At 50.8% G+C, this 26311-nt stretch carries 18 protein-coding genes; 7 read left to right on the top strand and 11 right to left on the bottom strand.

All coding sequences use genetic code 11. The features are described 5' to 3' along the window. The first annotated feature begins 30 nt into the window (after nucleotides 1–30). Entirely contained in the window at nucleotides 31–1224 is a 1194-nt protein-coding gene (locus HHL17_RS25650) for an alpha/beta hydrolase family protein (RefSeq protein WP_169227698.1), read from the top strand. Between the two features lie 11 nt (nucleotides 1225–1235). Here HHL17_RS25650 and HHL17_RS25655 read toward each other — a convergent pair whose 3' ends face one another. After that, nucleotides 1236–3113, bottom strand: coding sequence for a M1 family metallopeptidase (locus HHL17_RS25655; protein ID WP_169227699.1), 1878 nt, complete (start codon nucleotides 3111–3113; stop codon nucleotides 1236–1238). Between the two features lie 120 nt (nucleotides 3114–3233). Between HHL17_RS25655 and HHL17_RS25660 the strand changes: the two genes are divergently transcribed. After that, a complete protein-coding gene (locus tag HHL17_RS25660) occupies nucleotides 3234–3449 on the top strand; it encodes a hypothetical protein (protein ID WP_169227700.1) in 216 nt (71 codons plus the stop codon). Between the two features lie 191 nt (nucleotides 3450–3640). Then, the gene (locus HHL17_RS25665) at nucleotides 3641–4306 is read left to right on the top strand and encodes a hypothetical protein (protein WP_169227701.1); all 666 of its coding nucleotides are present in this window, start codon (nucleotides 3641–3643) and stop codon (nucleotides 4304–4306) included. Here HHL17_RS25665 and HHL17_RS25670 read toward each other — a convergent pair. Beyond that, complete coding sequence (locus HHL17_RS25670) at nucleotides 4296–5120, bottom strand: alpha/beta hydrolase (protein WP_169227702.1); 825 nt, start codon at nucleotides 5118–5120, stop codon at nucleotides 4296–4298. The genes HHL17_RS25665 and HHL17_RS25670 overlap by 11 nt on opposite strands. 66 nt (nucleotides 5121–5186) lie before the next feature. Here HHL17_RS25670 and HHL17_RS25675 point away from each other — a divergent pair, with 66 nt between their 5' ends. The 4 genes from HHL17_RS25675 (at nucleotide 5187) to HHL17_RS25690 (ending at nucleotide 12295) form a co-directional block, all read left to right on the top strand. Beyond that, a complete protein-coding gene (locus HHL17_RS25675) occupies nucleotides 5187–5813 on the top strand; it encodes an RNA polymerase sigma-70 factor (protein ID WP_169227703.1) in 627 nt (208 codons plus the stop codon). Nucleotides 5814–5892: 79 nt separating this feature from the next. Then, nucleotides 5893–7074 carry a FecR family protein gene (locus HHL17_RS25680; protein WP_169227704.1) on the top strand — a complete coding sequence of 394 codons (1182 nt, stop codon included), beginning with the start codon at nucleotides 5893–5895 and terminating at the stop codon, nucleotides 7072–7074. Between the two features lie 116 nt (nucleotides 7075–7190). Beyond that, nucleotides 7191–10769, top strand: coding sequence for a SusC/RagA family TonB-linked outer membrane protein (locus tag HHL17_RS25685; protein ID WP_206156171.1), 3579 nt, complete (start codon nucleotides 7191–7193; stop codon nucleotides 10767–10769). A gap of 17 nt (nucleotides 10770–10786) precedes the next feature. Beyond that, the gene (locus HHL17_RS25690; protein ID WP_169227705.1) at nucleotides 10787–12295 is read left to right on the top strand and encodes a SusD/RagB family nutrient-binding outer membrane lipoprotein; all 1509 of its coding nucleotides are present in this window, start codon (nucleotides 10787–10789) and stop codon (nucleotides 12293–12295) included. A 188-nt stretch (nucleotides 12296–12483) separates the two neighbouring features. On the opposite strand, the gene HHL17_RS25695 is transcribed toward HHL17_RS25690, so the two are convergent. The 9 genes from HHL17_RS25695 to HHL17_RS25735 all read right to left on the bottom strand — a co-directional run bounded on the left by HHL17_RS25695 (nucleotide 12484) and on the right by HHL17_RS25735 (nucleotide 26274). Beyond that, nucleotides 12484–14886, bottom strand: coding sequence for a WG repeat-containing protein (locus HHL17_RS25695; RefSeq protein ID WP_169227706.1), 2403 nt, complete (start codon nucleotides 14884–14886; stop codon nucleotides 12484–12486). Next, nucleotides 14876–17191 (bottom strand): WG repeat-containing protein, encoded by a 2316-nt coding sequence (locus HHL17_RS25700; protein WP_169227707.1) that lies wholly within the window; start codon nucleotides 17189–17191, stop codon nucleotides 14876–14878. Before HHL17_RS25700 ends, HHL17_RS25695 begins: the two co-directional genes overlap by 11 nt. A 20-nt stretch (nucleotides 17192–17211) precedes the next feature. After that, the gene (locus tag HHL17_RS25705; protein WP_169227708.1) at nucleotides 17212–18414 is read right to left on the bottom strand and encodes a WG repeat-containing protein; all 1203 of its coding nucleotides are present in this window, start codon (nucleotides 18412–18414) and stop codon (nucleotides 17212–17214) included. A 147-nt stretch (nucleotides 18415–18561) separates the two neighbouring features. Continuing rightward, nucleotides 18562–19083 carry a putative HlyD family type I secretion protein gene (locus tag HHL17_RS25710; RefSeq protein ID WP_169227709.1) on the bottom strand — a complete coding sequence of 174 codons (522 nt, stop codon included), beginning with the start codon at nucleotides 19081–19083 and terminating at the stop codon, nucleotides 18562–18564. Between the two features lie 31 nt (nucleotides 19084–19114). After that, the gene (locus HHL17_RS25715) at nucleotides 19115–21313 is read right to left on the bottom strand and encodes a peptidase domain-containing ABC transporter (RefSeq protein ID WP_169227710.1); all 2199 of its coding nucleotides are present in this window, start codon (nucleotides 21311–21313) and stop codon (nucleotides 19115–19117) included. Next, on the bottom strand, nucleotides 21314–24454 hold the full coding sequence (locus tag HHL17_RS25720; RefSeq protein WP_169227711.1) for a lantibiotic dehydratase: 3141 nt from the start codon (nucleotides 24452–24454) through the stop codon (nucleotides 21314–21316). Nucleotides 24455–24487: 33 nt separating this feature from the next. Beyond that, nucleotides 24488–25693: a lanthionine synthetase LanC family protein gene (locus HHL17_RS25725; RefSeq protein WP_169227712.1), complete on the bottom strand. Its 1206-nt coding sequence runs from the start codon at nucleotides 25691–25693 to the stop codon at nucleotides 24488–24490. A gap of 130 nt (nucleotides 25694–25823) precedes the next feature. Then, nucleotides 25824–26024, bottom strand: coding sequence for a class I lanthipeptide (locus HHL17_RS25730; protein WP_169227713.1), 201 nt, complete (start codon nucleotides 26022–26024; stop codon nucleotides 25824–25826). Nucleotides 26025–26094: 70 nt separating this feature from the next. Continuing rightward, nucleotides 26095–26274 (bottom strand): class I lanthipeptide, encoded by a 180-nt coding sequence (locus HHL17_RS25735; RefSeq protein ID WP_169227714.1) that lies wholly within the window; start codon nucleotides 26272–26274, stop codon nucleotides 26095–26097. Nucleotides 26275–26311: the final 37 nt, after the last annotated feature.

Here is a 26311-nt window from a genome sequence, read left to right on the forward strand (position 1 = left end):
TAACCGGAATCCTGCACTATTTTTAGTGACATGAGAAAATTCCTGTTATGCATACTGACTTTGAGCAGTCTTGTCGCGACTGCTCAAAGTCCCCTTCCCTGGGACCTTTCCCTCCTTCGTGAGACACCCCCTACCTACCCCGCTGACTCCTGCCAAGTACCAGGTTTCCGTTCCTTCTTCTATGAAGGGCTTACCTACAAATCAAATCCCACAAGGGTTTTCGCTTATTATAAAACACCTGCCGGCACACCGCCGCCGGGAGGATGGCCTGCCGTGATATGTGTTCATGGTGGCGGCGGCACCGCCTTTCCGGCCTGGGTACAGGCATGGGTAGACCATGGTTTCGCTGCCATCGCCATGGACCTTGAAGGGCACCTGCCTTCCGGCAGTCATCCCAACAGGCCGGCGCATGCCTATGGCGGGCCACCCCGTATCACCACTTTCGGTGATATCGAACTGGCCAAAGAGGAACAATGGTTCTATCATGCTGTGGCCGATGTGAGCAAAGCGATGTCACTACTCCGGTCTTTTAAAGAAATCAATCCCCTACAGATAGGCATACACGGTATTTCCTGGGGCGGCGTGATCACCTCCACCGTCATCGGAATAGATGATCGTTTCGCCTTTGCCATTCCGGTGTATGGCTGTGGTTATCTCTACCAAACCACCAATCCCGGTTTTAAAATACATTTCGACGCCATGACGCCCAAACAGCTGGAGACCTATAAACAGCAATGGGACCCGTCGGTGTACCTGATAAAAAGGAAAGCGCCTGTTCTTTGGGTAACTGGCACCAATGACCCCGCCTTCCCACTGGATATCTGGCAGCAGACAACCATAAGAGGTGATGCCCCGCAAATGGAATTATTGACCATCACCAGTAAACACGGTCATAGGTGGGAACAGCCAGAGATATTTGCATTCGCCCAACAAGTAATAAAAGGCACCCCTGCACTGCCGAAATTTTCGATAGTGCATTGGAAAGGTGACCAGGTAACGCTCTCCCTGTCAGAAGGCTATCAGGCCGCTAAAGCCGTATTGTGCTACACCACCGATACCGGAGTTAACTGGCAGCAATACCAATGGCATACCGTGCCAGCCACGGTAGCCGGACAAAAAGTAAAAGCGGCACTACCTGCCGGTACCGCCGCTTTTTTCTTTAACATCACCTGTAAGGACTCACTGCTCTATAGTTCACATGTAAATCCGGTGTTGCATTTATAACATCATTACTATCATTTACTTTTCCATGTGTTGTTGTCCGGCGTAGCGTCCATGAACAGGTTGCCATCCAGCGTAACAGCTGCCACAGCTTTACTCACCGGCACTGTCAATTGCAGCGTACGCGGGTTTTTCTTCCATACCGCCGGTGTTTGATGTACCGTAGATTTGGTGCCATCAGCATAGTTTATCACCACATCGAAAGGGATGGCAAAACCGCCTTCGTTGCTGATGTTCAGCGTAGCGGTCTTCCCTTTATTTACCACACCTGCCAGCTTCAGATCGATGTAATTATTGCTGAAGAACCAGTTCTGCCAGAACCAGTTGAGGTCCTGTCCGGCTGCGGCGTTGAAGCAATAAAAATAATCCCACGGAATGGGGTGTTTGCCGTGCCATTTGTCCATATAGGTATGCAGGCATTTACGGAACAACGCCTCTCCCAGCAGGTCTTTCACCGCCAGGTAGGACAGCGAAGCCTTACCGTAGGAATTGACAGAGTAGCCATCACCGGTCACCTGGTTAGACATGGTAATGATAGGCTGATCTTCTTCTGCGGACGGGTCGCCGATGTAGCGGGCCACCCGGAACTTCCGGTAGAAGTCATCTGCACTGGCTTTTCCTTTTTCGTGTATGCGCACAAAATATTCGAACGTGGTAGCCCATCCTTCATCCATAAAAGCATAGCGGCTTTCATTGATGCCCATATAGAAGGGGAAATAAGTATGCGCCATTTCATGGTCCTGCAACAGCTGCGCGAAGTCGAGGTCCTGTCCCAACGAGCCGTCATTGACCATCATGGGATACTCCATGTCTGCATATCCCTGGAAGGCGGTCATGACCGGATAGGGATAAGGTACGCCCGGCCAGTGGTGCGAGAAGTAAGACAAGGCCGTGTGTGCGAAGGCCACAGATTGGCGGAAGTCATAGGCCGTATCGTTGTAAGCCGCCTGTATGCTGGAGCGGCGGCGGGTGGTACTGTCCACCATTACGCTGGCAGCATCCCATACGTAGTGGTTACTGAGGCCCAGCGTTACATCTACGATATCATTGTAACTGAATTTCCAGGTATTCCAATCCTGCTGGCGGGTTACTTTTCCGGCCAGCATCTCTTCACGGGTGGCGATGTGCATCACCGCATCGCTGCCGTAGGATGTTTTCAACCGGGACGCATAGTCCGGCTGCAATACTTCCGCAGCATTCAGCAGATTACCGGTGCCCCAGACCACGAAGTTCTTCGGCACTTTTACTGCTACTGTATAGTCACTGAAGTCGTTATAGAATTCAGCGCGGCCGAGGTGCTGCAGCATGTTCCAGCCGTTGTAGTCATCGTATACGGCTACACGCGGATAGTAGTAGGCAAGAAAATAAGTGGTGCTATCGATGATGCCTTCCCGACCGCTCTCCACTGACAGTTCATAGTGCCAGCTGATCTGCATTTGCAGGCTATCCTTCGATGCCAATGGTGATGGCAGCGATACCGTACCCACGGTACCGTTATCATTGTTGTAAGCCACCGTTTTACCATTGATCACCAGGGTATCTATTACCATACCGGCAGACAGATAATCTTTGCCCACATATCCAGAGCGGGGTGACTGCGGCTTGTGTTGATTACCAATCAGATCAAGCACAAGCGTTTCCAGTGCATCCGGACTGTTGTTGATATAGGTGATGGATTCCCTGCCATATACTACCGGAGAAGGAGGATTTACGGTAAGATGAATATCGTACCGCCCTTTGTTCTGCCAATAGTTGGGACCAGGGTTACCGCTACGGGAGCGGGTTTTGTTCTCATACGCCTTTTTGATATTACGGGGTTCGTACAATTGCTGTGCCTGTGCAGCCATGGTAGTAACAGCCAGTAATAACAGGACGTTTAAACATCTTTTCATAAGCCTGAATTGTTGCAGGCTTAAAAATAGGAAAAGTTGGCTCAAAAAAATGGTGTTGTTCAGTCTGCTCACCGGCATACAGGCATAATGATTGTGGTTTGTTTCATAAAACGACCTGCCATGAGTACCTTTCATATTGATTACCACGGGCAGCTGATCGCTGTTGCGCAGGAGTCGGCTGACAGTTTCCTGGTATCCCTTCCCAACAAGACGCTGCAGTTAGTGAGGAAACAAGACAGTGATGGCGCTGATTTCTGGTTTGAAAAAGATACTGACAATGAGACGCCTGAAACTGCAGAACTGGGCGCTGCCATAGAAGTGGTACTGGGCAGCTAACCCAACCCTCCTTGTTTTCAGGTATTTTTTTTATTCCGCATCGGCAGTTGATGTTCAACTGCGGGACTTTCTTTATCTTTACGCGTTACTTGACAAAGACCGGCTGTTTAACCCAATTTATTAGTGGATCATTTTAGATAGGAAACCTTACTTGATTACTATTCACCCGATATGAAAAACTGCTATCACCCATGATGACACATTACGATGTCACCAAACTGGAACATCTTGAAAAGAAAACCGACTGGAAAAGAAATTACGCACACTTTACTTCCGATAACAAATCGCTGCTATTGCCTACCCTGCTGATTATTGCAGGCAGTCTTACGCTTTATTTGCTGAACAAAGGCAGGCTGCTGCAAAGTGGCTACGGGCTAATGGCCGGGCTGATCACTATGGCCGGTGTTGCGCTCTTTGTTATCATCTCCGGAAAAGGAAAACAACAAGTGTTGGAAAACATCTCCCAGAAACCCGTATGTCTCGCTAAAATCATCAAATCCAATGAACAGCAACAGCTGTACTATGGTATCTTCAGCACCAGTGACACCCGTTGGGACACAACGCTGCTGCAAAACATCTCTGAGCGGGTGGGCAACATTCCATTTGACACCAACAATCCGGATGACAAAACCGTTGTGCGGCTACTACGCGCCTCGCAGGTGGGGGTTAACATGCAGACCTACTCCCTTCCCGCTTCTTTCACGGGCGGACATCAGATCTACCTGAGGTCTTTTGATTTCAGCACACTCGACAAAGTGACGTGTGACTACATACAGCACCGCAATGGTATTTTTCCGGTACTGTATGTAGACAACAGCTATGTGCCGGTAATACTGAAAGATTATATTATTGCTTAACAGGTGGCACCATCTTGTGGAACAGCGTATCCAGTCCGCCATAGAGACTGCGGTGCAGTATTGTAAGATGGTTTTCCTCCGGCATGGGCACGTAACGCGTGGAGATCAGCTGCGGGTTGGCCGCTTTCAGTATCGCTGCAAAACGGGTAGCATCGTTTTTCATGATGTCGCCTTCTTCTCCCACGGACAGGTATACACTGACCGGCTTCTTCAGGGTACTGTACAGCAGTGCCGGCGCATCTTCGAGCAATGACTCGTTGTTCCACCAGAAACTGGGGCTGATGATCGCATACTGCTCAAAGAGAGAAGGATAATGCAGCAACACTTCTGCTGCCAGCAAACCACCCAGCGACTGTCCTACCAGCGTACGGTTTTGCCGTACACGGTAATGCTGCGCGATATAAGGCTGTAAGTCTTTCTCCAGAAACGCAATAAACTTCGCAGACCCGCCCGTGGTGGGATAGGCTTTTTTGTCTCTCTCAACCGTAGTCGGGAAAGTAAAATCCCGTTTGCGGTCCACATTGGCGATGCCGACCACAATCGCCGGTGGCATAAAACGGATCATAGTCAGGTATTGTACCAGTCCCGACACATGGATAAAGTCCTCATTGGCCGATCCATCCAGCAGATAAATCACCGGATAGGTAGCGGTATCTTTGCTGTAGCCTTCCGGCAGGTAAATATTCAATGTTCTGGATTCTCCCAGCTCACGCGATGTTATTTTCTCTGTTACGCCGAGTACGAAGGGGGTTTGTTGGGCCTTTGCCGCCATGATACTGCCTAGTAACAGGCAGCCGACTAATAATTTCTTCATAAAAACAGGTCAACTTGTTGTTCGCGCCCGAAGATAACGGGTATTTGTTTATCTTTTTGCGATTTTATGTGTAAGTTACCACTGCGTTATATATTCAGTGCCGATACCGGCGCTACCCGGAATTCGCACTATATTAGTAACCAGGTCAGAAAGGGAGCGAATATGTCTATGCAGTCAGACACACTGGAACCAGCCAGTCTTTTTAAAGCCTATTATCCACGGCTGTGTTATTTTGCCTTCCAGTTTACGGGAGACAAAGATCAGGCGCGCGACATTGCACAGGAAGCATTTGTAAGCTACCTGGGACAACGCGCGCAGGTGACGCCACATCCGGTAGCCATCAAAAACTTTTTGTACACCACTGTCCGCAATGCCTGTCTGAACCTGTTGCGCCATGAAAAAGTAGTGGAAAAGTTTGCCGCCTCACAGCCTGCTCCCCCGCCCGATGACGCCACAGTGGTGTTGACCATGATCCGTTCTGAAGTATTGGGAGAAATTAATCGTGTATTACAGACGCTTCCTGAAGCCTGCCAGGAAATCATCCGCCTCGGTTATATAGAAGGCCTGAAAAACCAGGAGATTGCCCATCAGCTGAACATCAGCATCAATACCGTCAAAACACAGAAAAAGAGAGGCCTCCACCTGTTACGGCAACGATTAAACCCTGAAATTTACAGCCTTTTCTTCCTTTAATATTTTCCCCCGAAAAAAAATTCCTCCCGCTTGTCACCCTATTTCTGAGGTTGCGTTTCTTTATTACGGAAACGACCACATGGACCAATATCACGATACTTTTGATCATGCCGCGCTGATTTTGCGTTGTCTGCGCGGAGAAGCCACCAGCGCCGAACAGCAACAGCTGCAAACATGGCTGGCAGCAGATCCTCGTCATGAGGCGTTGTACCACGCCTTGCAGGACCCGGAGCAACTGGCTGCCGGTATCGCCTTCCAGGAAACGATTGATGTGCAGGCCGACTGGGAGACTGTGCTGAATCGGGTATCCGTAACGCCGTCTGCCCGTAAGCCGGTATGGACAAAGCTTGTCGTATGGACCGCCGCAGCCGCAGCCCTGCTCGCCGGCATCATATTATTGTATCCCCGGTCTGACAGGCACGAGGACAACCGTATTGTAGCAGACCAGTCGCACACCTTCCACAACGATGTGCTACCTGGCGGCAACCAGGCCGTTTTACAACTGGGTAACGGCAAAACCGTGACATTAGGCAGTCAGGGCGGCAATACCATCACAGAAGCCGATGGCACCGCCATCCGGCATGGCAACGGCAGTCTCGTATATGCTGATGCCGGCGACAGTACAGCCGCCGGTTTATACAATACGCTCACCACCAACAGGGCCGGCCAATATCAGCTGACACTGGAAGATGGTACCCGGGTATGGCTCAATGCTGCTTCTTCACTTACGTTCCCGGTTCACTTCAACGGTACTGAGCGGAAAGTCACCCTCACCGGCGAAGGATATTTTGAAGTGGCCGCCAATGCCCGGCAGCCTTTTAAGGTGACCGTCAACGGCGTAGACATACTGGTACTGGGCACACAGTTTAACATCGGAGCCTATGACCAAACCGTAAAAACCACGCTGGTCAGCGGCGCCGTTAAAGTGCAGCTGTCCGGCAAACGTTCCTGGCAGCTGGCGCCCGGCCAGCAGGCCCATGTACAGCATGAGCAGGTGTCCATTACCTATACCGACACCGAAAAGGCCATTGCCTGGAAAGAGGGCATCTTTTATTTTAAAGACGATGATTTCCGGGATATCATGGAACAGGTAGCGCGTTGGTATGATCTCGAGTTGGAGTTCGAAGGACCGTTGCCCTCCAAAAAAATCAGCGGCAACATCAGCCGGCAGGCGAGACTGTCACAAGTACTGGAGATGTTGAATTATGTAAGTGGTGCCCACTTTGATATCCGGGGCCGCAAAGTCAGTGTAAGCCTATAACAGAAACGAGCACACGCGAATTAACAATACCTGTAATGAAGAACAACAAATGAAGAACAACACCGGAATGCCAAAATTAACAGGACAGAACCGCTATTAATCTAAAATTCAAACCGATGATGAAAAGATTTATTTCCGCATGCCGGCGGGGCATGCTATTCCCTTTGCCTGTAAAAGTCCGCGCGGCCGCCAACCTGACCGCCATACTGCTGTTGCTGGCCGCACTAAGCGTGTCGGCTACCGGCTATGCGCAGAAAATCACCTTGTCCATGCAACAGGCGCCACTGGAACAGGTGTTCGCAGCCATCCGTCAGCAAACAGGTTACTATTTCCTGTATAACAACGACCTGCTGAAAAAAACCGGTAAAGTCAATGTACAGGTAAAAGATGCAGACATCACCACCGTCATGGACCAATGCCTCGCAGGACAGCCGCTTGCTTACAAGATCATTGACCGTACCATTTCCCTGAAAGAAGCACCTGTGAAGCAGCCAGCCACCCACCTGTCAGCAGACACCCTTATCACCGGTAAAGTGACCGATGAAAAAGATGTACCGCTGCCCGGAGTGACCGTTACCGTAGAAGGTTCCACCAAAGGCACCGTTACCGATGGTACCGGCAGATACAGCATACAGATGCCGGCCGGCGCCAAAGCATTGTTGTTTTCGTTCATTGGTTACGGCAAACAACGCCTCGAATCCGGCGGCAGTACCCAGCTGAACGTGAAGATGAGCGAAGGTTCCAAAGGCTTATCAGAAGTGGTGGTGACTGCGTTGGGCATCAAAAGGGAAAGCAAATCACTCGGTTATACCGTGGCAGAACTGAAAGGCGCCGATCTCTCCGAAGGCAAGGAAGTGAATGTGGCCAACGCCCTCTCCGGTAAAGTAGCCGGCGTACAGGTAAGCCGCCCTGCTTCCGGCGCCGGCGGTTCTTCCAAAATCGTTATCCGAGGCAACAACTCCCTGCAGGGCAACAGCCAGCCGCTGTACGTGGTGGACGGTGTGCCGTTGGACAACCAAAACATCGGCGCAGCCGGCAGCACCGGCGGTGTAGACTATGGCGATGGCATCTCCAACATCAACCAGGATGATATAGAAAGCATCTCTATCCTGAAAGGCCCCAACGCTGCCGCATTGTACGGCCAACGAGGCAGCAACGGCGTAGTGCTCATCACCACCAAATCCGGCAGCTCCCGCAAAGGTATCGGCATCAAATTCAGCAGTGACTATTCCATCGGCAACGCACTGGTGACACCAGACTTCCAGGATGAATATGGCCAGGGCCTCAACGGAGATTTCACCCATTTCCGCGCTACCGACGGTAAGATATATACCATGGAACAAGCCAAAGCACAAGGACTAAAAGGAATGCCCAAAATGAGCGCAGGCCGCGACCGCATCGCCCGCAGCAGCTGGGGACCTAAAATGGAAGGCCAGCAATATGAAGACCAGTGGGGCAATATTCTCCACCTCACCCCACAACCCAATACCTACAAACAATTCTTTAACCAGGAAAAACAACTCGTCAACAACATCAGCGCCGATGGCGGCAATGACAAAGTCAATTACCGTTTTTCGTACTCCAATACACACGTAGATGGTTATGTGCCTTCCAATACGCTGGACCGCCATACTTTTACCCTTCGCGCACAAGCATCCATCACACCTAAACTGCAGCTGGATGCCAAAATGAACTACATCAACCAGAAAGGAAAAAACAGGCCCACCCTCTCCGATGCATCCGACAATCCGGCTTACCTGTTCATCAGCCAGCCACGCAGCATGCCCATGTCTATCCTTGCGGATTACGCCTGGACAGCAGCGGATGTGGCCAAACAGCTCGGCTATAGCGGCGTTACGCCCGGACTGGAGAAAACCTATGCCACCAACAGTTCCACCGCCAATCCCTACTGGACCATCAACAAGACTTACAATGCCGACCAGCGCGACCGTGTATTGGGCATGCTCCGCCTGTCGTACGACTTCACCAAATGGCTGAAACTCACCGCTCGTGGCGGCACCGATTTTTACACCGAACAACGCCTGCGCTACCGCGCCAAAGGCACTTATCAAAGCCAGAACAGAAACGGCGATATCGAAGAAAGAGTGCTGCGGGTAAGGGAAGACAACTACGATGTGTTGCTCAATGCCAACCTGCCTCTCAATAAAGACTTTACGCTCGGCCTCAACGCCGGCAGCAGCCATCAGAAAAAATTCTACCGCATGACCGGCAATACCGGCAAGGAATTCATTGTCCCTGATCTGCACGTGATCAATAATACACTGACCAACTCCTACCTTTTTGATCTGCAGGAATCTGAAATCAATTCCGTGTATGGCTTCGGTCAGCTCACCTTCCGTGACTACTGGTTCCTCGATTTCTCCGCCCGCAACGACTGGTCCTCTACCCTGTCCGCGAAGAATAATTCTTTCTTCTATCCTTCCGCGAGCACCAGTGTGATCATGACGGACATGCTCAACCTGAAAAGCAACGTGCTCACTTACTGGAAAATCCGCGGCTCTGTAGCACAGGCAGGCAGCTCCGGCAATCCTTACCAGTTGACCGGTACCTACAGCCTCGACCAGTTCACCCATGGCGGTCAGCCGCTGGGCTACTTCACCGCCGTGATCCCTGATCCTAACCTGAAAAACGAACTCACCACCTCTATAGAATTCGGTACTGACCTTCGGTTACTGAATAATCGTTTAGGCATCAGCTTTACTTACTATAACGCCGCTACGAAAAATCAAATCCTGGATGTGCCGTTGCCACCGTCCAGCAAGTTTGAAGCACGCCGTATCAATGCCGGTGAAATCCGTAACCGCGGCATCGAAGTGTCCATCAGCGGCACACCAGTGAAACTGTCCAATGGCTTCACCTGGGAAAGCGCGTTTAACTTCTCCCGCAACCGCAACGAAGTGGTGTCCCTCACCACCGGCGTAGAAACCTTTGTACTGGGCAGCGACCGGGGCATCAACGTGATAGCCGCACCGGGCAAGCCTTTTGGCACCATGATCGGCACCGGCTTCGCCTGGCTGAAAGATGAAAGCGGTAACCGCCTGATAGATCCGGCTACTGGTCTGCCACTGCGTACACAAGGCCGCCAGTTGACCGAACTGGGCAACGCACTCCCCGACTGGACCGGCGGTTTCTCCAATACTTTCCGCTATAAAGGCTTTACCCTCGGTACACTGATAGACATTCGCCAGGGTGGCATGGTATATTCCCAAAGCAACCGCGAAGAGCTGATTTACGGTACCACCAAAAAGACCCTCGCCGGCCGCGATGGCAGCTATGTGGCCAGTGGCATGATCGCAGCCAAAGACAACAACGGCAACTGGGTGAGCACCGGCAAAGCTAATACCATGGCCGTAAAAGCACAGGACTACTGGAACGTAGTAGCCAGCGACAAAGAAAATGTAGTATCTGAAGAAATGATGAACGACGCCAGCTACATCGCCATGCGGGAGATCAGTCTCAGTTATCAGTTACCTTCCCGGCTGTTTACCGGTAAAATCATCAAACGTGCCGGCATCGGTATTTATGGCCGCAACCTGTTCTACTTCCAGCGTAAAACAGATGGTTTCTCACCCGAAGCATCCGGTTTCAACGTCAACAACTCCTCACTGGGCCTTGAATCTACCGCGCTGCCCATGATGCGGAACTTTGGCATCAACCTGAGCCTGGATTTATAATCAAAAAAAGAAAAGAGATGAAAACACGTAACCGTTCCATATATGCCGCCCTGTTGCTGGGAAGCCTTTCCCTCGGCAGTTGCACCAAGAACTTCAACGATCTGAACACACCGCCTACTTCTGTTACCAATATAGATGCGGCCATTCTGCTTTCCAAAGTACAGAAAGACGCCGCCTTTGCAGAAGGTACAGAAACCGCCAATATACAAGTCGGCTCCTGGGTACAATATTGGGCTGGCGGCCTTGTAGCGCCCACCTCCCGCTATATTCAGCAGCCTGATAACAATATGTGGGCCGCCCACTATACCCTATTACGTAATCTCGGCCAGATACGCAACCAGGCACTTAAAGGCAAAGAAGATGATCCCGCCGGCCGCACCAAACTGGCCATCGCCCGCATCATGGAGATCTATGTATGGCAGCGCCTCACAGACCTCTTCGGCGATGTACCGTTTTCCCGGACCACCGAAGATGCCGGCAACGTAAACAACAAACCGGTGTACGACAGCCAGGAATCCATCTATAAACAACTCATTGCCGATCTGGATGCAGCGATAGCCAGACTGAATACCGGCGACGCCTCCTATGGCAACGCCGACTTCTATTACAAAGGCAATATCGACAACTGGAAAAAATTCGGCAACTCACTCAAACTGCGTTTAGGCATGCGTCTCAAATATGCATCGCCACAACTGGCAGAAAAAACCGTGCGGGAAGCCATGGGCGGTCCACTGTTCGCTGACAATAAAGATAACGCTGCCGTACCTACGTTCAATGACGCACAGACGACCAACGCACATCCCATACTGGCGCAGTTTATCACCGGCAGCCCCGATCTGCGATACCTCGCCAGCGCTTTCGTCAATACACTGAACAACAAAAAAGATCCGCGGCTGTCTTTCATCGCCGCACCAACGGTGAACTCGAAGAACAGCGGCACCCCTGTCTATCGCGGCATTGGCGTAGCGCTTACCGACGCATTACTGGCAGGCATCATCAAAGATGATTACTCCACCGCCTCTACGACAACCTATTTCAACAGGACACTCGCCACTCCCATTCCCTGTTACGTGTTCACATATGCCGATGTGTGTTTCTTTAAAGCAGAAGCCGCACTGATGGGCTGGGGCGCAGCACCTGCCGATGCAGAAAAATTCTACCAGGATGGCATCAAAGCTGCCATGGCCATGCAGCCCTACAATATCACCACTATTCCGCAGGCTTATATCGATACAGAGTTTTCTTTCGCAGGCCTCACCACCGAACAACAACTGGAGAAAATTATGACCCAGAAATGGATACAGTTGTTCGGCCGCGACTATGAAGCATTTGCAGAATGGCGCCGCACCGGTTACCCGGTACTTACGCCCGGCCCTAACCAGGGCTCCACCAGTGGCACTATTCCCCGCAGGGCTGTATACTCCTCGCTGGAAACATTACTGAATACGGAGAATTATCAGCAGGCAGTAAAAGGGTTATTGAAAGGTGATACCTATCTCTCTAAAGTGTGGTGGGATAAAAAATAATAACATCTTACCCCCTCAAACCCACCAACCCAGGACTAAAGTCCTGGGCTAAGATGTTGGGATTAACACCGTAGCCCAGGACTTTAGTCCTGGGAAAATGGTGGGATGAAAAATAATCATCTCCCTAAAAAAACAAACCGCCGTGCTTTTAACAGGACGGCGGTTTTGTTTATAGGATATTTTATTCGCTACCATACATCTGTTTCCGGATTAAATTGCACCACGCCGGTCAACTGCAACGGCAACGTTTTCCCATTGCGCAACAGGTATACATATCGTTCGTTCTTCCGGCATAACAAGGGGTAAGTCAATACCGCCGTTTCAGCATACGGATTAACAGTCGGTGGCAACATCACTTCTCTAAACCGCTCTGATGTAACAGCGTTGCCCGCAGCGTTCAGTATGGTAAAATATGCTTCTTTCTCCGCGAGGAAACCAGTATTGTTTTTACCAACGAATATTCTGTCATAAAGAGCAGGGATTATTATCTTCCCATCCCGGCCGGCCATTCCTTTTTGGTAGGCACGGGTGTAATTATCCACGGATTTATACAAGGGCAGATAGGTGCTGTCTTCGTAATCATAGATATAGCCGTTCACGTTATAATCGTACTCCAGGGGCACCAGCAGCTTACCCGTCGTATCTGCATAACCGTATTTCCAGACATTGCCATTTTGCCTTGCCAGTAATATAACACCCTGTGGCAGTATCAGCACACCATCATAGATAACCGGCAGTACTTCCTGCCCGTTTGCATTGATGACGCCCATTTTGCCATTTTTCGTCACAGGCGCCACGCCAAAACCAAACTCCCCGATGGCAGGTGAGAGCGTAGTATCACCATAATACTTTTTCACCAACGGGAAAGGTGCTAATAGTGATTTGCCTTTCACCACATCCCAGAGGTAAGAATTACTGCTATCTGATACAACGAGTATATCCGGTATATGAGCGGGGACAACATTTCTATAGGGCAAAACAATGGTTTTACCGGTGGCCATCGAGAAGATGGCTTTCTCTGTCTCTTTCATCAACAGGTACTGATCTTTGTTCACAGGATAGATGACCTCATATATTGGCGGCACCAGTTCCTGACCGCTTAAACTATAAAGACCGTAGGTAACATCACCGGATTCATTTTCTACGGTAACGCTCAACAGCGTACTGTCTGGTGCAATCGGGTTGATGTATTTGAATTTTGCCGGAATGATCTCCTGTTGAGTATTAGCATCAAAAAGTCCGGTACCGGTGCTGGTCCTGACAGACAACAGGTGGTCTGTCAACAGCTCATAGGCATTATACTTTACCGGCAGCATCAGCGTGCCGTCTGATTTATAAAGTCCCGGTTTATTTTGATAAGTGACCTGTATCAATCCCTTGTCTCTGCCGGAAGTGATCATGTCTACCTCGTGAAATGCCGGGGCGATCACCTTTCCGTTTGCCGGATTAAAAAAACCGTACAGCGCTTTTTGTTTCAGGGCAAAAAGTGGGCTACCACCAGAAGACCTCAACGGCTCGATTTCGTTGTAATCTTCCGGCAGCAGCGATTTGCCGGTACTATCGAACACATTGTACAAGCCATTTCTTGCCGCGATAATGTAATCATCCGTGCAGGACACTTCTTCATCCAGAATGGGCGCTATCACAACACGGCCGTCCATATTTACGATACCGGTTTTATCACCTTTTCTTACCGTGAGATAAGGGCCGCTGGCGAAGTCACCATAGGGATCGGCAATATCATCATATATAAAATCAAGTACCTGTTCCCCATTACGGTTGACCAACCCGAAACGGCCGCCTTTACTGAGTATCAGCATACCATTGCCGATCACCTTCATCTGGCTGTATAACGGTTCCCCATATACTTTTTTCCGGGGGATGTTAACCACCACGTTTTTACCGTTCTGTTTGAAGCTGCATACCCATTCATCGCTGCGCATCATGAAGTGGCTATGCTCAAAGGCAAAAGGCACCAGCACTTCATTAGCAGCACTGATGATTCCCCACTTGCCGTTTTTCTTTGCATAGAGATAATCACTTTTACGTCCGCAGCCGCCGCAGTAGTCAAATTCGTCATATACCGCCGGGATGACCAGCTGCTGCCGGCGTACATCGTAAATGCCCCATTTCCCCTGCTGCTTTACATCATATCGATCATCGTCCAGTATGCCCACCTTTTCAAACTGTAGCGGCAACAACAGTTTGCCCCACGTATCCGCATAGGTCATCTTCCCCTGTTTGTATACGGCGAGGTAAACATTGAACTCCACTTCCAGCTTATCATATTCGGGTTTCAACACCCACTGCCCCTTTTCGTTGATCAGCCCTTTCCTGCCGTTGCTGCTCACAATCGCCATGCTGTGGTCTGTATTGGAAAAGATACTTTGTTCGGAAACACTGTCTACCGGATGATAAACCGCTTCTATCTTATCAAAAGCCTTTTGACCAGCCGTATCAATATACCAGCTCTTTTCCTTAGTGACAATACGGGCATATCCATTCATGAAGACGGAGCCTTGTTGGGCCAGCAGCACATGTCCTGCCAGCATCAGGCCAACGAAACCCGTCCATACTTTTTTATTCATCATAACCTTTCTTCTTTTTAGAACGCCAGGGCAAAGGTTTACCCTGTTCATCCAGATACAAATACCATTCACCTTGTTTTACCAGCACCGGGAAGCGGGAATTCGTTCCCCAGTGCTGGTTTTGTTCCAGGTAATCATAAACAGGCGGTACGATGGCGGTGCCGTCTATCGCCACCATGCCTTCTTTACCGTCCTTCGTAACATCAAAAAACTGTGTGTCTTTGTTATAGCGGATTTCATCGTAGGCCGCAGGCAGCAGCACTTTCCCTTCCGCATTCAACACACCTTTTTTCCCGTTGCGGGTTACGATGTACAACGTAGTATCATAAATTCGGTCGATATCTTCATACTCCAACCGCAGGAACACGGTACCGTCTTTGCGCAGCAGTCCCACTTTGCCGCCTTGTTTCATTTGTATCAGCTCATTATCTGCGCCAGCCATGTCATCTAACACCAACGGATATACTTCTTTTTTGTTGATGTTGATGATCCCCACACGTTTCTCCTGGTTGATGGCCACGGCCAAACCATTGCTGAAATCGCCTACATATTCGTACTGATCAAAGGCCACCAGTTTACCCGTGCTGTCCACAAACTGGTTTTCGTGAGAATAGCCTCGTACCTTCAACAGGCCGCTGTTGAACTGTAACGGCCTTGTTTTGTTGGCATCCGGCGCCAGCAGGCGGTTGTAGGTAGAAGCAGAAAATTCCCATGATTTATTTTGATATAATATCTGTCCTTGTTTATTGGTGAGCAGCGTAGTGCCGGCATCATCGGTATAACGTCTTTCCACGATGAGACTTGGGCTTACGGCATCGAAAGCACCGTATTTCGTCAGCGGACGAAGTATTTTACCGGTTTTGTCAGCGAGGCCTGAGCTATCGCCCTGCTCCAGCCGGATGATGTCAGCATTCTGCCAGCGGAGGCTGGAATATATTGCGGGGATCACCAATTGACCGGTAACGATATTGAACAGCCCCGTGCCAAATACCTCGGGTTTTTCTTCCTTCACCACGCTGATGAAATTGTTTTTCTCCGCGCCGGCCGCATCATCGTCGTAGTTGCTGCTTACAACATTATTGGTTGCCAGTCCCTCGAACTGTACCGGCATCAGGAGTTTACCGGAGAAGTCTGCCAGGCCGCATTGCTTGCCTTTTACCGGCACTACATATACTTTATCATTGATAGATAGCACGCTGATATCACTGTATTCAAAAGGCATCAGTTGTTTGCCGGTCACATCATAAAAAGCAGCAGCATCGCCTTTTTTGGCCACCACATAATAAGGTGGTGCATAAGTCAACGGCAAAGGCAATGCACCATAAATGCCGCTGCCTTTACTGTCATACACGCGGATTTCTGTATTGGCAACAGGAATCACTTCTTTGCCAGTCGTATCTGTCAGGCCGCAAAGTTTCCCTTTCCATACCAGGAAGAGAGGCCCCATGCGGGACGTTTTCGTATACTGCATGGGCACTTTCAGCTTACCGGTAGCCACTTCCAGCAGGCCAACCCTGCCCTGCTGCGTTACCGCCACGAGATTATCTGAAGGGCCTTCCGCGATATCGTCATAAACAGCAGGTGTCAGCACCTTCCCCTGACGGTCCATCAAGCCGCATTTCCCACCGGGAACGTAATAACTGAACAGTTGTCCGCTATTGTTCCAGCCCATAAAACGTTCGTACTTCGGCGGTACCAGCACGCTACCATCTTCCAGCGCCAGCCCGGTTTTGCCCTGCAGCCTGATCTGAATAACACGGTCCAGCACATACGCCGGAGATACTTCTTCATACTTTGGCTCCTGCAACACTTTGCCGGTTTTCATATCACACCAGCCATACAAACCGTTTTTCTTTACACTGAAAGTCCTGGGTGTAAGCGCTGCGATCTCGTTGTATACCGGCTGGCACAATACGTTGCCCATACTGTCCACCGCTCCCATCTTACCTTGTTGCTTGATGGTGATCAGGCAATAATTTTCTTCAGGGTTATCTTTTTCGTCTTCATCCAAAACGCGCACGGCATCATAACGGAACGGGGCAATGATATCCCCTTTCCGGTTAACGGCGCCATAGGCGCCATGCTTCACCGCCGATACAATCCGGAAGTAGCTGATCTCCTGTATCTTATCCACGACCACTTTACCGCTGCGGTGCAGCAGCTGCTCGTGTCCGTTGACCTGTATTTTAGCAAATTCCCCTTCGAAGCGGTCGAGGTAGCCGACTGTCTCCGGCGTTTGGGCAAAAGTAGTGGCAGTCAGCAGGAGCAAGCTCCCCGTGAGCCGGGTCACAAATGTTTTATGTATCATATCAACGATGGGTTCTGATCTTATTTAATGGGATTACGCAGTACCTGGAGGATTCCTTCGGCCGTCTTCACCGCCGCATGGCTTTCCGCAAAATCTGATATTACATTGTAAACAGGTGCTATCACCATTTTTCCGGTGGTGTCCACAAAGCCCCATTTGTTTTCAACCTGTACCGCCATCAGGTTTCCGAAGAAAGCGCGATGGGAATCATATATACAGTGGCCTTCGGTATCGCAGAGCAGGGCTTTGCCGGCGGGCTGTCCGGCAGTATTGTAAATCTGCAGATAGCCGTCACGGTTACCTTCCGCTTTGCCATTCACCTGCGTAAAAAACACACCGCAGGAGATAGGGTAAGGCTGGTCAGCAAATGTCGGCGCTATCAGAACATTTCCTTTTTTATCCATCAGCCCCCATTTATCGTCCTGGTAGAAGAGTGCCGCCCCGTCAACAAATTCGTCCAGTCCCTTTGCTGCCGTGGTGAAGAGCAGTTTACCGGTACTGTCGATGACCTGGGTAGTATATTCCGGTTCCCCGGCAGGTAATTTATTGTATAACTGTGCCAGCTCGCCATTGCCGGGCATACTGTCCCGTGGTATTTCTTTTCCGGCCACAACGGCCACGCCATCAGAGAATTCGCGGGCCCATGCATAGGCAGGCGGGACCACCCAATGGCCGGCAGTATCAACAAAGCCATACAGTTTCCCCTTGCGTACCAGCAGGCGGCCATTACGAAATGAAAGCGGGTGGGGTTTTATTTCATTGTACGCACCACCGTAGGTTTTATCGATGATGGTGTCTATGCGGACAAAAGCAGGTCCAAGGGCTGTTTTTCCCTGGCGGTCGATATACTCCCAGACACCTTTTTTGTTGACAGCCGCCCGTCCGTAAGAGAAATCGTGGGCATCTTCATACTGGCAGGGGATGACCAGACTGCCTTGCCGATTGATGTACCCATAATGGATATGGCCACCAAATGACTGGCCTATGATAGCCAATCCTTCGCGGAAGATACCGGCTTCCCGGAACTGCGGCTTGATGACCATGTTGCCAGTGGTATCGATATAACCGTAGTTTCCACCGGGTACCAGGGCCCAGGCGAGACCTTCTGTAAACAAGCCGATAGCACGGATATCTTTATTGGGAACAAAAGCAACAACAGGTTGTTGGGCAACAACAGCATTGACAAACAGACAACATGCAATTAACAAAATGACGTTTTTCATCCTATCAGGGTGTGGTTAAACAGCCACAAAGATGACAAACTTTGGGGATTTCCTGCAATTCTCAGGGGCTACATGACATCTACAAAGGGTTAAAAAATCTATCTACAAAAGATATACAACAACGACCAAACACTCCCTGATGGCGGATTAATCCGTCATCAGGGGCGCCAGGGCTTTTCCTAATATTCTTTGTAAGAGGCTTTTGTCGTCTGTCATAATTTCAGCTATTCCTGTAAGTACCGGTTGCCGGGGGATCTGTTTACCGGAGGTAGACAACATGCCCTGTGTAAGCTTCACTTCCACCAGGAAGCTGCTGTCTGTTTCCGCTACAGCATCGGCAGTGACGGTACCGGGGATCAGGCCATAAGTATCTGACGGGTAGGCCGTGAGGCGCAACATTACCTGTTGACCGGCTTTTACCCGCCATGCATCAGCAGCGGGGATATATCCCTGTACTATAAAGGACTGTTCCTGCGGTGTTACCCTGACCGGCATCGGCAGCACGTCCGGGTAACGGAAGAACCAGGCCCCGGTGAGGGCCAGCACCACCGCTACGGCAATCAGCGTGATACCGCTGCGGACCATCCACGGAGGCATCTTCCCCATAATTTCCTGCACCTCTTCGCTCCTCACCTCGGTGAGGGAGGAATGCAGTGCATGGCCGTTCATACGTTTTATCGGTTTGTTTTCCGGCATAACATTATCCTCCCAGTTCCAGTTGATTTTTTACCAGTTCAAAATAATTACCCTTCCGTGCGGTCAGTGTAGCATGGTTACCGGTTTCCACGATGCGGCCCCGGTCCAGCACAATGATCTGGTCTGCATGCTTTACGGTACTGAGGCGGTGGGCGATCACCACCACCGTTTTGCCACGGAAGAACTGTTCCAGGTTGTCCATGATCACGCGTTCGTTGTTGGCGTCCAGCGCACTGGTAGCCTCATCGAAGAAAAGGTAATGCGGATTTTTGTAGATAGCGCGCGCAATCTGTATCCGTTGTTTCTGGCCGGCGCTGATACCGCTGCCGGCGTTACCGATCTTGGTCTGATAGCCGAGCGGCAGGTCTTCGATAAAATGGCGAATATTCGCCATTTCGGCGGCATGTACCAATTTTTCGTTGTTGACGGTTTCATCGCTGATAGCGATGTTTTTGGCGATGCTGCCGGAGAAGATAAACCCATCCTGCATTACGTTGCCACACTGACGGCGCCACCACTTTGGCGACAGGTCCATCAGATCGTTCTCTCCTACTTTGATCTGTCCGCCGGTAGGCTCATAAAACTGCAGCAACAGTTTCATGAGCGTCGTTTTACCACTGCCGCTGGTGCCCACAATGGCAGTCACCTTACCTTCCGGCACAACGATGTTAATATCCTGCAATACAAAAGGCGACCTTGCGCCGCCGTATTGAAAAGATACATTTTCAAGCACGATATCACCTTTGCCATCAGACGACGATGGCGGAGGTATCACCAGATCGCGCTTCTCCTCTTCCGGGCGGTTGTGTATCTCACCCAATCTGTCCAGGCTCATTTTGGCGTCCTGCGCGGATTGAATAAACGTCAACAGCTGGTCCAGCGGGCTGTTCATCTGCCCGATGATATAGCTCACTGACAACATCATACCGAGGGTGAGATTTCCGTTCATCACCTCACGGGCACTGATAAACGAAATCAGGATGTTTTTCAGCTGATTAAAAAATACGGAACCGATTTGCTGGTATTGCCCCAGCGCAAGGCTTTTTACGTTGATCTTGTACAGACCCGCCTGCACATGTTCCCATTCCCAGCGCCGGGCTGTTTCACAGTTGTTCAGTTTAATTTCCTGCATGCCTGTGATAAGCTCAAAGAGGATGTTCTCGTTGTCGCTCATACGCTGAAAGCGCCGGTAGTCCAGCGCTTTACGGCGGCGCAGGAAAAAGAATATCCAGGTGATGGCCGCTGCACTGAACAGCACAAACACCAGCAATATCTTCATACTGTACACTGCCAGTACCACGGTAAACACCAGCAGGTTCACGAAAGAGAACAAGGTAGATAAGGTGGTACCGGTCAGGAAAGTCTGGATACGGGTATGGTCACCGATGCGCTGGTGGATGTCCCCGATCATCTTACTGTCGAAAAAGCGGATAGGCAGTTTCATCAGCTTAATGAGGAAATCGGAGATGATATTGATGTTGATACGGCTGTTCATATGCAGCAGTATCCAGCTTCTGATCATCTCAATGGCCGTAGAGCCGGCAAAGAGCACCAGTTGGGATACCAGTACCAGGTACACGAAGTGCACATTGTGGCGGTTGATGCCATAGTCCACCAGGCTCTGAGTCAGGAAAGGCATGATGAGTGACAGGAGGCTGGCCAGTATCAATCCGAGGAACAGCTGCACCACGTACTTTCGGTACGGGCGCAGGTAGCTGAACAGAAATCGGAAGCCGGTAGCAGCGCGTTCCGGCGCCTGTTGCCGGTGAAACTGCTCTCCCGGCTCCAGCATCAGTACCACGCCATGGTTTTGTTTGCCCTGCCAGCAGTGGAGGAATGTATCTTTATCCACCTTGACGAGGCCATGACCCGGATCAGCCACCAGTATTTTGTCTTTGGGGTTATGCCGGTTGTAGTCCTGCGGAGGCAGCACCACGAAGTGTTGCTGGTTCCAGTGCAGAATACAGGGCAGCTCCACATTTTCGTCCAGTTGTTCAAAGGTGATCTTCACAGCGTTGGTGCGGAATCCTATTTTCTCTGCGGCTTCACTGATACCGAGGAGGCTTACGCCTTCCCGGGTGATGTTGGCCAGTTCGCGCAGGTAGTCGAGCGGATATTCGCGGCCGTAGTGTTTGGCCACCATCCGCAGGCAGGTAGGCCCGCAGTCCATCGCGTCCAGTTGTCTATAAGTAGTAAAAGCCATTTATTTCAGTGTTGCTTCCATCGCCAGTTGTGATAAATAATATTTCTCCAGAAAATGATAGATCACCATTTCGTGTTTGCGTTGTTTGGCCACAAATATTCTGTTGAGGAACATATGAATATGGCTGGCCAGAATATCGAAATAGCGGTTATCGTTCTGGTAATGCTGCCGTATCTGCTGTGCCAGCGGGGCCGTGATAGCCGACCGTTGACGGAAGAAGTCTACCGCATCTGAGATTTCGTTGGCTTCGTCGTTTTCGGCGCGCAGGAAAGAGGCAATTTCCTGCTGGTGCTTACGGTATTTGTCGTTGAGCGGCTTGTGCTGCGCTTTAGCACCGCCGAATTCGGCCGCAAAACCTTCGCGAAGGCCTGCCAGCAGCTGTTTACGTTCTGTGGGCGTGAGGCCAAAATCTTCCAGCAGCATATCTGTTCCCCGCAGGGCCATCCGCCAGCGATAAGTCTCTCCTTCCGCTCCTTCCAGCATACTAACAACACCCAGCACCGCGAGACTGTCGGCGCTGAACAGCTGTTCGCTGATCTCCATGGTAGCGGCGCCGTAGCGTTCTATTTCGCGGATATAGGTATCACATTGAATTTTAGATACCTGTCCGTTGTCTACCAGCGGCTGTAATCCGTTCTGGATGCGATGCAGGATCTCATCATTATGGCCGGGGTGCTGACTGTTACGGAAGCGGAGGCGGATATGCGGCAAGGGATCGCCGTAGCGGAGGAAAAAGAACTCTTCAAACAGGCCATCTTCCTGCCATTGCGGTAGTTGCTCCGCAAACCAGGTGGCCAGCAGTTCCTCTGCCACACGGAAACCGCAATATACTTTTACGTACAGCCATTCACTGCCGGGAGCAAAACTACGCTCCGGCAGCTGCACCGGCGCTGCAGTGGCAACGACAGGGCGCGGCTTGTCGCCTGGTTTTTCAGCAACAGGCACGCTACGCATAGGAATTAACACTTCATGAGCGTAGGCTCCGTTGTCTGTATCCCGTACAATACCGCTTTCTTCCGCCAGCAGGCATTCCTTCAGTTTTACAGACGTCATCTTTTTCACGTGGTCGATGAGCAGTCCTATGGCGGCTGGTGCGGTTAGGTCTAACAGCAGCTCATTGTCTGCTTCAGCGAGCAATACCTTGTCCGGCATTTTTTGCTGTTCACGGTACTGATCGAAGAAACGCAGGTTCGCATCCGCATCATCGCCCAGATGTTCCACTTCTTTGCTGGTGAGCGTCCAGGTGGCCCTGCTGAGGATGATGTTTTTATACACTACCCGGGGGAGGCGTTTGCGGTTGGCAAACACGCCCCAGTCCCAGTGCAAAAAGGAGATCAGCGACTGATGTTGCAGATCACACAGGAACTTATAGATAGGCAAGCTGTTGTAGCCGTAGTTATGGGCAGAGCTGAGGCGTGGCAGTATGCGTTTGTTGAGCCGCTTGCTTCTGAGGATAACTTCATTCTGTCTCACAGACACCATAATATCCGCCACCGGTATACGGAATTCTTCCGACGTACCGGCCACGCCGATATAAGGTATCTCATAAGGCCGCAGGGTGGGCCGTATCAGCACGTTGGCTGCACGGGCTTCGGGGAAATGCACCACTTCCGCGATGACGAGGTCCGGGTAAGCAGCGGCTTCTTCATCGAGGATGGTTTTCACTTTTTCTGTCAGCACCTCGTCGCCGTTACAGAAGCGTCCGAGCAGGTTGGCGGCAGACGGGCCGCCCATGGAGTTGAGGGCAAAGCGGTAGTCGCCTTTGTCGGCCGTTTCGGCGGAGGATCCCAGCAGGCTGCCGAAGAGGTAGCAACTGCGGGCCATCGGTACTGTTTCAGGATCACCGAGTTTTTGCAGGTCTTCGTCAGTGATGGCCACTTCAGTAAGGTCCTGCTGCAGGAACTGTTCGTATTTATCGAGGCCAAGCTGTTGCAGCGGTGACCAGTTCACGGTTTGATTTTCACTGGCGGAAGCTCCGGCCACATCTTCCACGAAGGGAGTGTGTACTGTATTTTCGATCGCAGCGCCGTAACCGATACCTGTTTCACCGTCCAGGACCAGGTTGAGCGGCACTTCCTGTGACTCATAACGTTCCATGAAACGGGTCATGAAAGACGACATCTCCGTCTGTCCTTTCGTATAGCCGAGGCAGAGAGCCATCAGGCGGTGGATCTGTGACAATATATCGTTGACCAGCGTTTCGCTCAACTGGCATTGTTGCGCGGTTTTAAACAGGTCTATCTGCAACAGGTCTTTGGGGATGCTGACGGGGAAAGCGGTTTCGCACTGTTGATGGATGGCGGCCAGGCGAGACCGTTCAAAGTCCTGCTGCCGGAACAGCTGTTGCAGGGCAAGCAGCGCGTCGCGGAAGGTACTGGCATCGGGGATGGATAAAAGGCGGTCTGTGAGGGATTGCAGGTTGTCTTCACCTGTAATGCGTGGCTCGGTATCTGCGATGAGCAATTGGGAATCTATCAGTTCACGGACGAAGCCGGTGGCTTCTTCTTCCGTAACAGAGGGGTCTTGCTCGTGTATCACCTGTACGATCTGTGCAATCGTCAGGCCGGCGGCAGCTTCACGGATGATAGCGGTCATAAACACCGAATCTTCCACGGCAGTGAGCAGATATTTACGCCGGTTATTGTTGATGGTATATTCCGCGTAGCGGTATTTATCACCGGTTTTATAGAGGCTGTTGTTGGGGTAATAGCGTAGTGCCATGCTGATGTCCGGCTGCTGGCTGATATGATTACAGATACGGGTATAATAGTCCATATCGAGGCGCACGTACTGGTAGGCGTCTTTCATATCATTAAGCAGCAGTTGCGTATCAGCGCCGATGGTGCCGGTGGTACAGCCGGCGAAGAGGCCATAGGGTGTACTGCGGGAGCAGGCGCGCACCCAGTATTTATACAGCGATTTACGCAGCTTGTCGGTCTTCTTTTTGTTGAAGGAGGCCGGATCACTGAGGAACCTCTCCAGCTCTTTGAGCAGGTCGCCGGAGGCGATACACAGGGCATACAGGAACAGCGGGTTCTTGTCTGCCAGCTCCTGGAGGCTGCCCTCCAACACATCACGATACCGGTTCACCGGGTATAGCGGGCTTCTTAATAGGAAAAATCCTGTATGCGATAGGGCCATAGTCGTTCCTTTTGCAGATGATTAAAATAGTTTTCAGGAGAGCAGAAAACACTCGTCCCATGGCAATGGTTCGGGGTGCAGTTGTGATAACATAGACAACCCCACACCGCTACTGCCATCTAACAGGTCCCAAACATATTCCCATTGTTTGTCTTTTCCTAACCACATTTTGATCCCATGTTTACTATGATCTTCCGGGAAAACGATTTTTTCGACCGCTTTTTCCTGCCAGTGGTTGGCGCAATGCAGGAAAGCTTCGTCCTGTGTTTCAAACCAGAATTTGCGGTAGAAAGCGGCGATACCGCCGGAGCCGTGGCACAGGCAGTTGTCCATGATACCGGCGGCTTCATCGGTATCACGGCGCATATTGTAACGCATGATATGCAGTGCTTCATCTTTCCAGTGTTGCTCGTCGAACAGTTTACCACAATGCCACAGCATCATGGCCACGTTCAGGTCACCGTAACACCAGGAGAGGCGGCTTTGGGTGGACTTGCCATCCAGGATAGCCGGGTATAGGGCCTGGAGGGAATCATCGGTAACTGTATTCTTATTTTCCAGGATGAACGGAATACTTTCTGAGATCAGGCGGTGGCACAGTTCCTGTGCAATGCCGGCCTGGTATATTTTTGCTACAATAATCAGCAGGGAGCAGGAGCCATGGGCGAGGCTGAAGGAGTTACAGAAGATACCTTCCGGTTTATCATGTGTATAGAAGAAAGGCAGGCTACGGCCTTGGTCGGTCATCACGCTGTTGTTCCACAGGGTTTGTACAAAATGTTCCAGGTGGGTGGCCACATCTGGGCGGCTGGCAAATCTGACCAGGAAGTTGCACATACCGGAGCTGCCATGCAGGAAGTCATAGTTTTGGTGTTCCAGGTGGAAGTTACTTTGCAGGATAGTAGCTGTAACGAAATCGGAGGCCAGTTCATTGATGTCGAGGTCGAGGAACTCGTGGCGGGTCAGGTGTTCCAGCAGCCAGAAGGGGCCGGTATGGCCGTTACAGAAGGAGTAGTTATCTCCTTTTTCCGGTGCGTATTCAGCATATATTTCCTCCAGCAGTGCGGTGGCGTTGTCCGACTGGTCGTCGGCATACTGCTCGTAATAAAACATGAACAACAAGGCGCCCCATGGACCTTTGAACAGGCTGGTGTTATAATCGGCTCCGTATTTACGTTCCCGTAACAAGGGAATCATGTCATGATAGATGTATCTTAACTGAGTGGCGGTATTATTCATTTGGCAGCATAGATTTAATGGTGTACAACAGGGAAAGACGGGCTTTCCCTGTTGGGAAAAGAACGGAGACAGGGGTGTGCTCATGCAGGAGTGTTTCCCTGGTCATCCGGTGACCGATACCCTTTTACCATCAGGGTATCTGGCAGCAGGGTGAGTTAGGCGCCGGACGCGTAGCTCTGCAGCTGGAGATAGCACGGGTATCTTCAGTGCATACGATATCGCGTGTTACCGCACCTCCCACCAGTTGCTGCTGCTGGGATTCGTTTAATGATGCGACAGTTTCTTTGTTCAACAGCAGTTTTCTGCCGAGATCGATTTTTTTCTTTTTCATATTGGTGGATAGAAAATTTAAAGCCCTCCCCTGTCTGTAGCCATGGGGCGGATGTTCGGCTGTGAGATAATTATCTTGTCCTTACACAACCCGCAGGGCAGGTTACTTCATCAGTTTCCACGCAACAGGCGCTCCACCAGGTGATGGGAGCACCACCGGCGAGTTTCGCCTGGTCTTGCTGATTCAGTGTTACAACGGTGTCTTTTTTGAGGAGCAGTTTTTTGCTCAGTTGAAGTGTTTTCTTTTTCATGATTGTGGAGGTTTTAGATGGACACAGGTCTCCGCCG

The organism is Chitinophaga fulva (assembly GCF_012927205.1).
Taxonomy (GTDB): domain Bacteria; phylum Bacteroidota; class Bacteroidia; order Chitinophagales; family Chitinophagaceae; genus Chitinophaga; species Chitinophaga fulva.

Excerpts from the sequence above, each read along its gene's own strand:
- HHL17_RS25650 (WP_169227698.1), top strand. The coding sequence starts at position 31 with ATGAGAAAATTCCTGTTATGCATACTGACTTTGAGCAGTCTTGTCGCG.
- HHL17_RS25655 (WP_169227699.1), bottom strand. The coding sequence starts at position 3,113 with ATGAAAAGATGTTTAAACGTCCTGTTATTACTGGCTGTTACTACCATG.
- HHL17_RS25660 (WP_169227700.1), top strand. The coding sequence starts at position 3,234 with ATGAGTACCTTTCATATTGATTACCACGGGCAGCTGATCGCTGTTGCG.
- HHL17_RS25665 (WP_169227701.1), top strand. The coding sequence starts at position 3,641 with ATGATGACACATTACGATGTCACCAAACTGGAACATCTTGAAAAGAAA.
- HHL17_RS25670 (WP_169227702.1), bottom strand. The coding sequence starts at position 5,120 with ATGAAGAAATTATTAGTCGGCTGCCTGTTACTAGGCAGTATCATGGCG.
- HHL17_RS25675 (WP_169227703.1), top strand. The coding sequence starts at position 5,187 with ATGTGTAAGTTACCACTGCGTTATATATTCAGTGCCGATACCGGCGCT.
- HHL17_RS25680 (WP_169227704.1), top strand. The coding sequence starts at position 5,893 with ATGGACCAATATCACGATACTTTTGATCATGCCGCGCTGATTTTGCGT.
- HHL17_RS25685 (WP_206156171.1), top strand. The coding sequence starts at position 7,191 with ATGATGAAAAGATTTATTTCCGCATGCCGGCGGGGCATGCTATTCCCT.
- HHL17_RS25690 (WP_169227705.1), top strand. The coding sequence starts at position 10,787 with ATGAAAACACGTAACCGTTCCATATATGCCGCCCTGTTGCTGGGAAGC.
- HHL17_RS25695 (WP_169227706.1), bottom strand. The coding sequence starts at position 14,886 with ATGATGAATAAAAAAGTATGGACGGGTTTCGTTGGCCTGATGCTGGCA.
- HHL17_RS25700 (WP_169227707.1), bottom strand. The coding sequence starts at position 17,191 with ATGATACATAAAACATTTGTGACCCGGCTCACGGGGAGCTTGCTCCTG.
- HHL17_RS25705 (WP_169227708.1), bottom strand. The coding sequence starts at position 18,414 with ATGAAAAACGTCATTTTGTTAATTGCATGTTGTCTGTTTGTCAATGCT.
- HHL17_RS25710 (WP_169227709.1), bottom strand. The coding sequence starts at position 19,083 with ATGAACGGCCATGCACTGCATTCCTCCCTCACCGAGGTGAGGAGCGAA.
- HHL17_RS25715 (WP_169227710.1), bottom strand. The coding sequence starts at position 21,313 with ATGGCTTTTACTACTTATAGACAACTGGACGCGATGGACTGCGGGCCT.
- HHL17_RS25720 (WP_169227711.1), bottom strand. The coding sequence starts at position 24,454 with ATGGCCCTATCGCATACAGGATTTTTCCTATTAAGAAGCCCGCTATAC.
- HHL17_RS25725 (WP_169227712.1), bottom strand. The coding sequence starts at position 25,693 with ATGAATAATACCGCCACTCAGTTAAGATACATCTATCATGACATGATT.
- HHL17_RS25730 (WP_169227713.1), bottom strand. The coding sequence starts at position 26,024 with ATGAAAAAGAAAAAAATCGATCTCGGCAGAAAACTGCTGTTGAACAAA.
- HHL17_RS25735 (WP_169227714.1), bottom strand. The coding sequence starts at position 26,274 with ATGAAAAAGAAAACACTTCAACTGAGCAAAAAACTGCTCCTCAAAAAA.